Here is an 11,824-nt window from a genome sequence, read left to right as displayed (position 1 = left end):
GGCGGGGCTCGGTTAAGATAGGGAGCGCACGCAACTGGTGCTTGAGATAGCCATTCAACTCAACTTTTAGTGCGAAAAGAGAGAACTATACCCATGACTTCTACTGCCGCGTCCACACTGGTCATCATCCCTACCTACAATGAGATTGAGAATCTGCCCCTAATCACCGGCCGGGTGCGTAAAGCCAATCCAGAGGTCCATATTCTGATTGTGGATGATAACTCGCCGGACGGTACGGGCCAGAAGGCCGATGAGCTCGCAGCTAAAGATGAGGCCTTCCACGTGCTCCACCGCGAAGGCAAAGGTGGGCTGCTGGGAGCCTACATTGCAGGCTTTGAATGGGGCTTGGAACGTGACTACGCCGTGTTATGTGAGATGGATGCCGATGGCTCGCACGCCCCGGAACAGCTGCCGAAGCTGTTGGCAGAGATTGACCGCGGCGCGGATTTGGTTATTGGTTCGCGCTATATTCCAGGCGGGGAGACCGTCAACTGGCCGGCTAGCCGCGAATACCTCTCGCGTCTGGGCAACCTCTACATTTCCGCAGCCTTGGGGGCCGGGCTTGCGGATATGACCGCAGGATACCGCGCTTTCCGCCGGGAGCTGCTGGAGCACTTGGACTTTGAAGATCTCTCGCGTGCCGGTTACATCTTCCAAGTAGACGTCGCATTCCGCGCAGTTAAGGATGGCTTCGACGTCCGCGAGGTGCCCATCACTTTCACCGAGCGCGAGCTAGGGGAGTCCAAGCTAGACGGCTCTTTTGTTAAAGACTCCTTGCTGGAGGTGACCAAGTGGGGAGTGGCGCACCGCAGCGAACAGGCGCAGGAGCTCTACAAGGAAGTCTCTGGCCTGGTGCGGCGCACAGTCAAGGATCTGGACGTGGAGGAGCGCGCAGAGACGGCTATCAATGGCGCCAAAGATTTTGGCGCTGAGTTGAGCAAGTTGGTCAAGCGCCAGCTGAAGCAGCGCTAATTTTACCGCGTTTGACCTTTTATTGTCGCTATAGGAGGGCCCATGGCATCAGTATCCTTTCGCTCCGTATCCCTGACGTACCCCGGGGCGGCCGCGCCTACCGTCGAGGACTTCAACCTGGAGATCGCAGACGGCGAGTTCTTGGTTCTGGTGGGCCCTTCGGGCTGCGGTAAGTCCACCACGCTACGCATGCTAGCTGGGCTGGAGGAGGTCTCGGCCGGTAGCATCCACATCGGCGACAAGGACGTTACCCACCTGCAACCCCGCGAGCGCGACATTGCCATGGTGTTCCAGAACTACGCGCTGTACCCGCACATGAGCGTGCGGGATAACATGGGCTTTGCGCTCAAGTTGGCAGGCATGTCGAAAGAAGAGATTAACCAACGGGTGGAAGAGGCTGCGCAGACCCTGGGGCTTAGGGAGTTTTTAGACCGCAAGCCCAAGGCTCTTTCGGGTGGGCAGCGCCAGCGCGTGGCCATGGGCCGCGCTATAGTGCGCAACCCGCAGGTGTTCCTGATGGACGAGCCACTGTCAAACTTGGACGCCAAACTGCGCGTGCAAACACGCACCCAAATTGCCGCCTTGCAGCGCAAGCTGGGGGTGACCACTGTGTATGTGACTCACGATCAGACAGAGGCGCTGACCATGGGGGACCGCATCGCGGTGTTAAAGGACGGTTACCTGCAACAAGTGGGTACCCCGCGCGAACTCTATGATCGCCCGAATAACGTCTTCGTGGCTGGCTTTATTGGCTCCCCAGCCATGAATCTGGGCACCTTTAGCGTAGACGAACAAGGAGTGGCGCATAACGGTCAGGCGCGAGTGCGGCTAAGCCAGGAAACCTTGGATGCCCTGGTAGTGGAGGATCGCGCCCAAGTGGTTCTTGGTGTGCGTCCTGAGGCGCTAGAAATCGTTCCAGAAGGCGCGCCAACCGAGTGGGCCATTCCGCTTCACCTGGACTTTGTTGAGGAACTGGGATCTGATTCTTACCTGTATGGCCGCGTAGAAGGCGGGAGCATGGGGGTCGCCGGGGATAACCGCGCCGAAGGTGGGGGAGAGGCGACCAGTGGGACGGAGCCGACTGCTGGGGCCAGCGGGGGCATCGGTAGCATAGGCGGCGTGAGTGACACGCCGATGGTGGTGCGGGCCCAACCGCATGCCGTCACGCAGACGGGCAGTGTTATCCGCGTGGCCATTAGCCCTGGTGGCTTGCACGTCTTTTCGGCGAGCACTGGCAAACGCCTGCCGTCTTAGACGCATCACGTCCGCATTAAGTCCGCGGGGCCGGCCGTATACACGTCCGCATTAAGTCCGCGGGGCCGGTCGAGTAGGTGTGCAGGCCCTGCAGATCCGCGCCAGCGCCGACCTGTTCGCCGATCACTGCGAAGTGCGCGAACACCAATCGCCGGGAGCAGCGAGGTTGCTGGTCCCGGCGAGACTGAGGCGACTATTTCTTTTGGTCTTCTTGTTCCTTGAGCAACGCAGCGGCAGTGCGGCGGCGCGAACGCAGGTTCTCAATGCGCTGAGCCAGAAGCTCCTCCAACTCATCAATAGAGCGGCGCTCCAGGAGCATGTCCCAGTGGGTGCGTGGGGGCTTAGCGGGCTTGGCCTCTACGCCTTCGCCTTCCATGAGGGTGCCCCACTTGCCGTTCTTGCACAGCCAATCCTCGGGGATTTCGGCGTCATCAGCAAAGGGGACCTCGAAGATATCGCCGTCCTCGGTGCGGTATTTCACCATCTGACGCGGCGCAAGATCGTGGTCGCGGTCGGTTTCGTAGCTTACGGCGCCCATGCGGCTGCCGCGCAGTACGCGATCTGCCATATCTTCTTCATCCTTAATCTAATGTAGAACGTGAATTGAGCGCTGTCGCAGCGGTGCGAAATCACGGTTATGCAAACAACGGCGCTCAGAAGCACTCAGTATAACGGACCAGGGCGGGTAGATGTTCCCAAAGCCCTGAGTTTGGGCTAAGGTTGGTCCAGTGAAGCGTTCACACGAGGACTCCGCTGCCGTTACCCGTTACGGCACCCGCTCCGGCACCGACAACCGCGCCAATCATTTTGACGTCGTTCACGGGCGGAGGCGCAAGCCCGCAACCTGCCAGTGGTGTGGCAAGGAGCTTCCCGCACCTGGGCGGGGTAGGCCACGCAAGTTTTGCAGTGCCTCGTGCAAGCAGCGGGCTTATGAGCAGCGCAACAACGTGCAGGGAACCCCGATCCCTGCCGATGCCGTAATTATGACCCGGGCCCGAGCGAATGGCCTGCGCGATGGCCTGTTTGAACTGCGGTGCAGCGCGGAAGACATTGCCACCGCAGTACGCGAGGGCGCGGGAAATGAAGAAGTAGTAGACCTTTGTGAAGAACTCGTAGCACTGGCGCGCCGACTGGAGGAATTAAAGTAATGCAAAAGCTGTTGGACAACCGCAAATTGGTGGTCACGGTGCTGGTCGTAGGCATAATCCTGGCCACCGCAATGGCGTTGGGTCCGCTAATTTACTCGCTCATGGTTGGCGGGGGTGTCAAGACCGAAGGAGTGGATGCTTCCCGCACCAAGGCCGCCAGCGTAGAGCTGGACGGACAGTGGAAAGTTATCCAGGGCAGCGCCCAAAATTATAGCTCTGTGGGCTTTACCTTTGATGAGGTCCTGCCTGGCGAGCGCACCACCACGTCAGGTTCGACCACAAATGTCACCGGCCAGGCCACCATTGCAGGCGAGGTCCTGGAACAGGCCTCTGTGGAAGTGGATATGACTCAGCTGACCACGGACAAAGTGGTCCGGGATCGCAACATGAAGTCTAAGCTATTCCATACCGAACAATATCCAACGGCGACTTTCTCCTTGACGCAGCCCACCAATCTGTCCCAAGTGCCCGATGATGGCACTGCGGGCACTGTGCCCATCAAGGGCGAGCTGACAATCAAGGGTCAGACTCAGCCGGTGGAGGCTGACTTCCAGGTTATCCGGGATGGCAAGCACATTGTGATTAGCTCTGACATAGCCATTAATCGCTTGGACTTTGGGGTGGAGACCCCGGAGATGATTGCGGCGACAATCGCCGAGGAAGGCCAAGTAAACGTCCGGCTGACCTTCGCGCAGGATTAAAGGAACGCCCATGACTCCACAACGGATGATTCCGTTCCTGTGGGCGCGCCTGGTGGCGCTGCTGGTTTTCGTCATTGTCGTTGGTTGGAATGCCGTGTGGTGGGCGCTGGCTATTGGCGTGGTGTTGCTGCTCATGACCGGCTATCAGCTCTACATGGCGTACCAAAGCCGCTGAGCCGCCTAAGCGACACGCAAAGACCGGCTGGGCGCCTAATTGACGTGCGAAGACTCGCTAGGCGCCTAATTGTCGCACTAAGACCGGCTAGGCGGTTTAACGTCACGCTTACGCAATGGCGAGCCAGGGTTTTGCATGCACGCATCAGGAACACACGTCAATAACCATCCACGCCAATAATTGTCCGATAATGTACATTATGTCATTTTAGAGATAGGGTGCGCCGCCCCATCGGCCGTTCCCAGCCACCTCACCAAACCCACCGGTCGTGGATCGGCCGCATCGCCGTGTCCGCCAGCCATCATCACCGTGTCCGCCAGGCATCATCACCGTGCCCACCGGCCATCAGCGCACGCGCCCACCGCGGTGCGAGGCACAGCGAGCGCGTGCGGCCGTTTAGGCGGTCGCTTCTTCTGGCAACGGGCGCTTGCGCATCCAAGCGGCAAACATCGCGCCGGTCAGGTTGCACCACGCGGCGGCTAGCACGCCCGGGATGGCTGCCTCGGGGCTAAAGAACTCTAGCGCCAGCGATGACGCCAAGGCAGAGTTCTGCGTGGCCACCTCGATAGCCGTAGTTCGCGCATGGCGCTCGGAATGGCCAGTGACTTTCGCGGCGAAGAAGCCGCCAGCGAAGCCCAGGAAGTTTTGTATCGTCACCCCTACAAAGACCACCAGACCAACAGCTAATAGCTTATCGGCAGACTTTCCTACCACACCCAAAACAATGGAACCGATAACAAAAATAGCTATCCACGGCAACACCGGCAAGACCTTATCCACCAGCTTGCCAGCTACCAGACGCACGCCTAGGCCCAGCAGCACGGGGATCAGCACGGTCTTAGCCAGCGACAGCGTCATGCCCGCGCCATCGATCTCGGTGGTCTCCCCTGCCAGCCACAACATGAGCAAGGGCGTCATAATCGGTGAAACCAGCGTGGATACCGAAGTCATGGCCACCGATAGCGCCACGTCCCCCTTTGCCAGGTAGGCCATCACATTAGAAGCGGTACCACCTGGGACAGAACCCAAGAGGATGAGCCCGATAGTCAGGGCATCGTTAAGCCCCAGCGCCTTGGCCAGAAAGTATGCCGAAACTGGCATGACCACAAACTGCGCCACCACTCCAATAAAAATCGGGATCGGTCGGCGCACCACCTGCGCTAAGTCCGGCAAGGTCAGCGTCAGCCCCATGGAGAACATCACCAGCATCAGCAACTCGGGCACAATCGAGGTAATAGGGGCAACCGTATCGGGAATAATCAGAGCCACGATGGCGCAGGCCAACACCACGATGGGAAAGCCGCTTACAGATAGCCTTTCTAGGCGGCTTATCCCCTCTTGTGCTGCGGGTCTTGCGCCGGCTGCGCCGGTATTTTTCGCCACGGTATCAACTCCTTTGCATATCAGGCGGGCTTTTATAGTGCACGTAGCGTACCACACCACGGAACGCCACATTCCACCCGACGGGATACACGTGGATGGACTTAGGGCGTACTTATGATCACGCCCCGAAAATAGCGGACTACGTTCGAATACATGAAAAAGCTCCTCACCCCCAACCCCGCCCACATTGGCCGGCCCGCTGGCGCAACTGCGCAGCCAGACGCGGTGCCGGCCTCTTTTGCATCCGGTTCCCCGCAAGGCCTCATTGCGGATATGGAGGCCATTGTTGGTGTCGATAACGTCCACGGCCGCGTCTCAGACTTGATTCGCTTTTCTGCCGATGCCGGCCCCTACCGCACCATTCCCCAAATTGTGGTCTCCCCGCGCAATGCCGCCGATGTTGCAGCGCTCATGCGCTACTGCGCCAACCACGACCGGCACATGACGTTTCGCTCCGCGGGCACCTCGCTCAACGGCCAAGCCATGAGCGACGACATCCTGGTGGACATGAAGACCAATTTCACCGGCATGGAGGTTCGCGACGGCGGTGCTGCCTTGTGGTCGCGCCCCGGCGTGGTGCTTGGTGATGCCCAAGCGGTGCTCGGCCGCCACGGCTTCATGCTGGGCCCGGATCCGGGGTCGACGTCGGTATGCACCATCGGTGGTGTGCTTGCGGATAACGCTGGGGGCATGCGTTGCTCCCTGGAGCGCGATAGCTATCACTGCATAGAGGACATGATCTTCGTGCTGCCTTCGGGCACCGTGGTCAATACCGAAAGTGGCGATGCCGCCTTCGCCGCCCAGGAGCCCCAACTCCACGCGGATCTGCTCGCTTTCCGGGACAAGCTGCGGGCAAACACCGAGCTTGTGGAGTTTTTACGCAAGAAGTTCTCCATCCGCAACACCAATGGTCTGCGCCTGGATGCCTTCCTGGATGAGGACGAGCCGGTCCACATCCTCAAGCGTTTGCTCATTGGCTCGGAGGGCATCTTCGGCGCCATTATTGAAGCCACCATGCGCACCGTTGCACTGCCTAAGGTCAAGGCCACGGTCTGGGTGGAGTTGCCCAACCTGCGCGATGCCGCCAGTTACGTCCACCCCATCATGGAAACCGGCGCGTTGGCCTGTGAGTTGCTGGTGGCCGACGTCATGCGCCGCAGTGCCCAGCACTACGACCACGCACCGGAGACCTGGCGCGAGATTGACGATGCCGCCGCTGCCCTCCTGGTGGAAGTCGGTGCCGCAGACGAAGCAAGGCTCCAGGAGGCCATGGATAGCCTGCAGGCTGTGCTTGCCGATGCCCCCTTACTGCGGCCTCTCCAGTTTGAAACCAGCGAGGAGGGCATGCGGGGTGCCTGGCTGCTGCGCAATGGACTCTACGGGCTTTTGGGTTCCGCGCGTCCGCAGGGAACGGCTTATATTACTGAAGACGTGTGCTTCCCGCCTGATCAGATTGGTCAGGCTGCAGCTGATCTTTTGGAGTTGCAGGCCAAGTACAACTACCCAGAGGCCGTCATGGGGCACGCTGCCTTTGGTAATCTGCATTTCTTCATGAATCCGCGCTTCGACGTGCCGGAAGAACGGCAAGCATACGCGGAGTTCTTGGATGAGTTGGCAGAGCTGGTCATCGACAAGTACCAGGGCTCGATGAAGGCTGAGCATGGCACCGGTGTGAATATGGCCCCCTACCTCAAGCACGAGTGGGGCGAGGAAGCCTGGGAGCTCATGTGGGAGCTCAAGGGCCTGATTGATCCGCACGCGGTGCTAGCACCGAATGTTAAGCTCAGCCGGGATCCGGAGATCCACCTGAAGGGTTTCAAGTCCTTCCCCAAGATTGAGGCGGAAATCAACCCCTGTATTGAGTGTGGCTTCTGCGAGCCCGTGTGCCCCTCGCGTCACGCTACTGTTACCCCACGCCAGCGTATTGTGCTGCGCCGGGAGATGGCGCGCCAGCCGGAAGGCTCTGCGGTGCTAGAGCAGTTGCACAAGGAGTATCAGTATGACGCGGTGGATATGTGCGCAGCGGATGGTACCTGCTCTATCCCCTGCCCGATCAGCATTGATACCGGTGCGGTGATGAAGCAGCTGCGTGCACGCGCCGTCTCCCCCGCCGCTGACAAGGTGGCCCTGAGCACTGCCCAGCGTTGGGATCTGGTAGAAAAGCTGGCCCGCGCTGGCATCATTTCTGCAAATAAGGTGGGCACGAAGCCGGTGCGTTTGGGCGCCGATGCCGCCCGGGGCATCGTCAGTCCTGATCTGGTGCCTACAGTGCCCGGGCCACTGCCGCAGGCGGCCTCTCGCCTGCCGCGCACCGAACGTGCCGGTGCTGGTGCGGTGTACTTCCCAGCCTGCATCAACCGAATTTTCGGCCGCCCGGCTGGCACTGCTCCGGATTCCGTCGACCTACCGCGCGCCATTGTGGAACTGGGCAGGCGCAGCGGCCAACCCGTATGGATCCCGGACGATGTAGCCGGGGATTGCTGCGGCACCCCGTGGTCTTCTAAAGGCTACCAAGACGGCTTCGAGTACCAGGCCCGCAAGATTGTCCGCGACCTCTACCAATGGTCTGAAGGCGGGGCGTTGCCCATCATTGTCGATGCCGCCAGCTGCACCCATGGCTTGCTCGACAATGTGCCGCAGGTCCTCGACGGTTCCGATAAGGACAAGTGGGAACAGCTGCGCATCCTCGATGTGGTGGAGTGGTTGCGCGATGAGGTCATCGACTACCTGCCGATTGTGCAGGATCTGGGCAGCATCGCCGTGCACCCCACGTGTTCGACCCAGCACTTGGGAATCTCTGAGGCCCTGGTAGCCCTGGCCAACGCTTGCGGTAACGCCATAGTGCCCGAGGGTGCTCACTGCTGTGGTACCGCAGGCGATCGCGGCCTGCTGCACCCGGAGCTGGTGGAGTCCGCCACCCGGGAAGAGCGCGCAGGGTTGAGTGCGCAGCATTTCGACTACTACGTCTCCGATAATCGCACCTGTGAGATGGGCTTGGAGATGACCGCCGGCCACGCCTATGAATCCATCGCGGTCCTGCTCGAGCGCGCCTCCCGCCCGCTAGTTACTCCCTAGGGTTGCGCTCGCCACCGGGGGCGCGAGCACCATGTACCGGTCACGCTCGCCCCCGGCGGACCAATACCGTTGACCGGGGTAGTTCTCGCCTAGGCCGGAGGCAGCTAGCGGCGCCCGCGGCGGTGACGGTGGACGACGCTAAAGGCCACGGAGTCCAGCATGTTTGAGGCGAAGAGCGCCTCGCGCAACGCGAATTGGTACATCCACAGCCGCCGGTAAACCGGGTCATACCCAGCTGCGGCAGCCTCGCGCAGGTGGCCAGCGAAAAAGGAACGCTGTTGTGCCAGGGACTCGCGATAATGGCTGCCCGTATGCGTCTGGGCTACCGCGCGCAACCCAGTGTGCTTGTCCAGTAACTTGTGTACGTCCTGCGTGCTGGGATAGTCCAGTCCTGGCCAAATAAACGCCTGCAGCCCCCGCACCGCCCCGCGGGCGGCAGGCGACATGGACTCCGTCGCCACCGTGGTTTGGATGACTGCGGTGCCATCGCCGTCTAGTAGACGCTCAATCATCCGCGCGTAGCGCACTCGGTCCGCCTGCGGGAAGGACTCCAGGGCTTCCACACTGATAATGGCGTCATAGTGCCCGCGCCAATGCTTCGGGCCAGGCAGGGGCTGCGGCACAATGTGGCAGGCCACGGCATCGGTAGCTCCGGCAAAAACCAAGTACTCGGCCACATCACGCAAAGCCTCGGCATCGGCGCTAAGCAAGTCCACCACCCCCCGCCTGCCCGCAGACACCACGGCAGCCTGGACGCCGGATGCAGGATAAACCAGCACGTGGGTGCCGGGGCCGACCTGGGCGGCATCGGCAAGCCATTGCGCGGCACGGACCTGGGCATCAGCCAAATCCTCCCGATCCACGGCAGTAGGTTCGCTCAGCGTCGTGATGTCCACAAAATGAGTCTTCCCACGCTTTTCATGAGCCTCAATCGCATGACGCACTGTAGTGGGCACCCCCGTGGAATACACCCCGCCTTGGTGGCTGACGCGGTCGCCGGCATAAAGGCGCACCAAATCAGGGGGCAACTCGCCGCCCGCAACGTCCTGGCGCGGCACATCCGGAGTGTTCGGTGCATAGCCTGTTGCAATCAGCGCGCTTAGTACCTTTACCAAGTGCGCAGAATCCGGCGTGGTCCACTCCCCGGCCAGATAAGACTCAGCAAAACCAATCCAGCCGTGGGCAGCCAGCCGGTGAAACAACGCGTCATGCGCAACTGTCAGATCAGCGTCCGCACCTTCAAGCACCAACTCCGCGGCTGCACAGGCCTTAGCAAAGGCGGCCTCCGCCCGCTGCGCGCGCCAAGAGGCAAATCGCGGCTGCGGTACCGTGGCCACGCTGGGCCACGCCTCGGCGTCAATGGCGCGCAAGTGGTCTTCCACGTACAACCTCTCCCCTGGGTAGACAGCCGGCGGTCTCACCTCCGCGGCGCAGGCAGCTAACGTGACCATCGTAGTGCACGCAGTGCGCCCCTGCGGTGTGGCCCCGCAGTGTGCCCCTGCGGTGTGGCCCCGCGGTGTGACGTAGGCCCCCGGACCGTCTAGACTTATGTGCGTACTTAAACAACTTTTGAGAGGTTACGCTGAACTTATGGCTGAAAACGCTTTCCGCCCCAATGGTTCCCGCCACCACGTCGTCGTCATTGGCGCCGGATTTGGCGGGCTCAATGCCGTCAAGGCCCTGAAGAACGCTGACGTCGATATCACTGTCATCGACAAAAAGAACCACCACCTATTCCAGCCCATGCTCTACCAGGTAGCCACCGGCCTGGTTTCGGCTGGCGAAATCGCCCCGTCCACCCGCCAGATTCTGCGCGGCCAGGACAACGCCAACTTTGTCAACGGCGAAGTCACCGACATCCAGCTAGAAGAGCAGACTGTCACCGTCGAACTCGATGGCGCTACCCGCACCTATGGCTTCGACTCCCTGATCGTGGCCGCTGGTGCTGGCCAGTCCTACTTCGGTAACGACCACTTTGCTGAGTTCGCGCCGGGCATGAAGACTCTGGATGACGCCCTGGAGCTGCGCTCCTCCATCGTTACCGCCTTTGAAAAGGCTGAGCTGTGCGATGACCCGGCAGAGCGCGAGCGCCTACTGACCTTCGTCATCGTGGGTGCCGGGCCTACCGGTGTGGAACTGACCGGCCAGATTGCAGAACTGGCTAACCGTTCCTTTGAAGGCGCCTACTCCACCTTTGCCCCGGGCTCGGCAAAGATCTACCTGCTAGATGGTGCCCCGCAGGTGCTGCCACCCTTTGGCAAGCGCCTAGGCCGCAAAGCACAACGCACCCTGGAGAAGCTGGGCGTAGACGTGCGCCTCAACGCCATGGTGACCAACGTGGACGCAGACTCCGTGACCTACAAGGACATGAAGTCTGAGCAGGAAACCACCATCGAGGCTGGTGTGAAGATCTGGTCCGCTGGTGTGGCTGCCTCCCCGCTGGGCAAGCTGATTGCGGAGCAGGCTGGCGTCGAGGCCGACCGCGCTGGCCGCGTTCCGGTCAACGCCGATCTGACCGTGGGCGAGTACTCCAACGTCTACGTCGTGGGCGACATGATGAGCCTGGACCGTCTCCCGGGTGTGGCCCAGGTGGCTATGCAGGGTGGCGCCCATGCCGCCAAGCTCATTGCCGCCAAGGTGGACGAGGAGTCTACTGCTGATAAGGCAGAGGCCTTTGACTACTTTGACAAGGGATCCATGGCCATCATCTCCCGCTTCAACGCGGTGGTAAAGATGGGCAAGTCCGAGTTCGCTGGCTTCCCAGCGTGGTTGGCCTGGCTGGGCCTGCACATTGTCTACCTGGTGGGCTTCCGCAACCGCGCATTGGTGGCCATCAACTGGATTGGCAACCTGATTTCGCGCGACCGCGGCAACCTGGAGATCACCCAGCAGCAGCGCGTGGCCCGCAACGTCCTAGACGCTCAGGACAGCAAGAAGGACAACGAGAAAGGCAAGGCGAAGGACAAGTAGTCCCCCCGCTACCTAGAAGCATTCCCCGCTAGCAGCACACCGCACACCTTTGCCGGTGGCACGCATAAGCCGCTATCCCCGCACCTTCGTGGGGGTGGCGGTGCTTCACGTTTTGGCCCCCTGCCCCCGGGGAGCTGTTAGACTGA

The 11,824-nt window shown here is 60.9% G+C and carries 10 protein-coding genes; 7 read left to right on the top strand and 3 right to left on the bottom strand.

Annotation, left to right across the window (positions count from 1 at the left end):
• The first annotated feature begins 93 nt into the window (after nt 1-93).
• Together G7Y31_RS05780 and G7Y31_RS05775 are read left to right on the top strand one after the other, a co-directional pair.
• Entirely contained in the window at nt 94-972 is an 879-nt protein-coding gene (locus tag G7Y31_RS05780; RefSeq protein ID WP_165008034.1) for a polyprenol monophosphomannose synthase, read from the top strand.
• A gap of 42 nt (nt 973-1,014) precedes the next feature.
• Nucleotides 1,015-2,226, top strand: a complete 1,212-nt coding sequence (locus G7Y31_RS05775; RefSeq protein ID WP_165008032.1) for an ABC transporter ATP-binding protein — start codon at nt 1,015-1,017, stop codon at nt 2,224-2,226.
• Between the two features lie 193 nt (nt 2,227-2,419).
• Here the strand turns inward: G7Y31_RS05775 and G7Y31_RS05770 are convergent, their stop codons facing one another.
• Complete coding sequence (locus tag G7Y31_RS05770) at nt 2,420-2,794, bottom strand: RNA polymerase-binding protein RbpA (RefSeq protein WP_165008030.1); 375 nt, start codon at nt 2,792-2,794, stop codon at nt 2,420-2,422.
• Nucleotides 2,795-2,954: 160 nt separating this feature from the next.
• Here G7Y31_RS05770 and G7Y31_RS05765 point away from each other — a divergent pair, with 160 nt between their 5' ends.
• From G7Y31_RS05765 to G7Y31_RS05755, 3 genes are read left to right on the top strand one after another with little or no spacing between them, the layout of a single operon-like run.
• Complete coding sequence (locus tag G7Y31_RS05765; RefSeq protein ID WP_235923053.1) at nt 2,955-3,374, top strand: hypothetical protein; 420 nt, start codon at nt 2,955-2,957, stop codon at nt 3,372-3,374.
• Nucleotides 3,374-4,075, top strand: a complete 702-nt coding sequence (locus G7Y31_RS05760) for a YceI family protein (RefSeq protein ID WP_165008028.1) — start codon at nt 3,374-3,376, stop codon at nt 4,073-4,075. The genes G7Y31_RS05765 and G7Y31_RS05760 overlap by 1 nt, the downstream gene beginning before the upstream one ends.
• 10 nt (nt 4,076-4,085) lie before the next feature.
• A complete protein-coding gene (locus G7Y31_RS05755; protein ID WP_165007973.1) occupies nt 4,086-4,250 on the top strand; it encodes a hypothetical protein in 165 nt (54 codons plus the stop codon).
• Nucleotides 4,251-4,646: 396 nt separating this feature from the next.
• On the opposite strand, the gene G7Y31_RS05750 is transcribed toward G7Y31_RS05755, so the two are convergent.
• Complete coding sequence (locus G7Y31_RS05750) at nt 4,647-5,633, bottom strand: bile acid:sodium symporter family protein (protein ID WP_244977450.1); 987 nt, start codon at nt 5,631-5,633, stop codon at nt 4,647-4,649.
• A gap of 153 nt (nt 5,634-5,786) precedes the next feature.
• On the opposite strand from G7Y31_RS05750, the gene G7Y31_RS05745 reads away from it, so the two are divergent.
• The gene (locus tag G7Y31_RS05745; protein ID WP_165008024.1) at nt 5,787-8,708 is read left to right on the top strand and encodes an FAD-binding and (Fe-S)-binding domain-containing protein; all 2,922 of its coding nucleotides are present in this window, start codon (nt 5,787-5,789) and stop codon (nt 8,706-8,708) included.
• A gap of 104 nt (nt 8,709-8,812) precedes the next feature.
• Here G7Y31_RS05745 and G7Y31_RS05740 read toward each other — a convergent pair whose 3' ends face one another.
• Nucleotides 8,813-10,090, bottom strand: a complete 1,278-nt coding sequence (locus tag G7Y31_RS05740; protein ID WP_235923056.1) for a cyclopropane-fatty-acyl-phospholipid synthase family protein — start codon at nt 10,088-10,090, stop codon at nt 8,813-8,815.
• A 208-nt stretch (nt 10,091-10,298) separates the two neighbouring features.
• On the opposite strand from G7Y31_RS05740, the gene G7Y31_RS05735 reads away from it, so the two are divergent.
• Nucleotides 10,299-11,678, top strand: a complete 1,380-nt coding sequence (locus G7Y31_RS05735; protein WP_165008020.1) for an NAD(P)/FAD-dependent oxidoreductase — start codon at nt 10,299-10,301, stop codon at nt 11,676-11,678.
• Nucleotides 11,679-11,824 lie beyond the last annotated feature (146 nt).

Source organism: Corynebacterium lizhenjunii, assembly GCF_011038655.2.
Taxonomy (GTDB): Bacteria; Actinomycetota; Actinomycetes; order Mycobacteriales; family Mycobacteriaceae; genus Corynebacterium; species Corynebacterium lizhenjunii.
The sequence above is the reverse complement of the archived record's forward strand: the minus strand, read 5'-3'. Positions and strand labels throughout refer to the sequence as shown.

Bases quoted from the DNA above. Each gene is read 5' to 3' on its own strand.
- G7Y31_RS05760 (WP_165008028.1), top strand. From the start codon at position 3,374: ATGCAAAAGCTGTTGGACAACCGCAAATTGGTGGTCACGGTGCTGGTC.
- G7Y31_RS05755 (WP_165007973.1), top strand. From the start codon at position 4,086: ATGACTCCACAACGGATGATTCCGTTCCTGTGGGCGCGCCTGGTGGCG.
- G7Y31_RS05770 (WP_165008030.1), bottom strand. From the start codon at position 2,794: ATGGCAGATCGCGTACTGCGCGGCAGCCGCATGGGCGCCGTAAGCTAC.
- G7Y31_RS05735 (WP_165008020.1), top strand. From the start codon at position 10,299: ATGGCTGAAAACGCTTTCCGCCCCAATGGTTCCCGCCACCACGTCGTC.
- G7Y31_RS05745 (WP_165008024.1), top strand. From the start codon at position 5,787: ATGAAAAAGCTCCTCACCCCCAACCCCGCCCACATTGGCCGGCCCGCT.
- G7Y31_RS05775 (WP_165008032.1), top strand. From the start codon at position 1,015: ATGGCATCAGTATCCTTTCGCTCCGTATCCCTGACGTACCCCGGGGCG.
- G7Y31_RS05780 (WP_165008034.1), top strand. From the start codon at position 94: ATGACTTCTACTGCCGCGTCCACACTGGTCATCATCCCTACCTACAAT.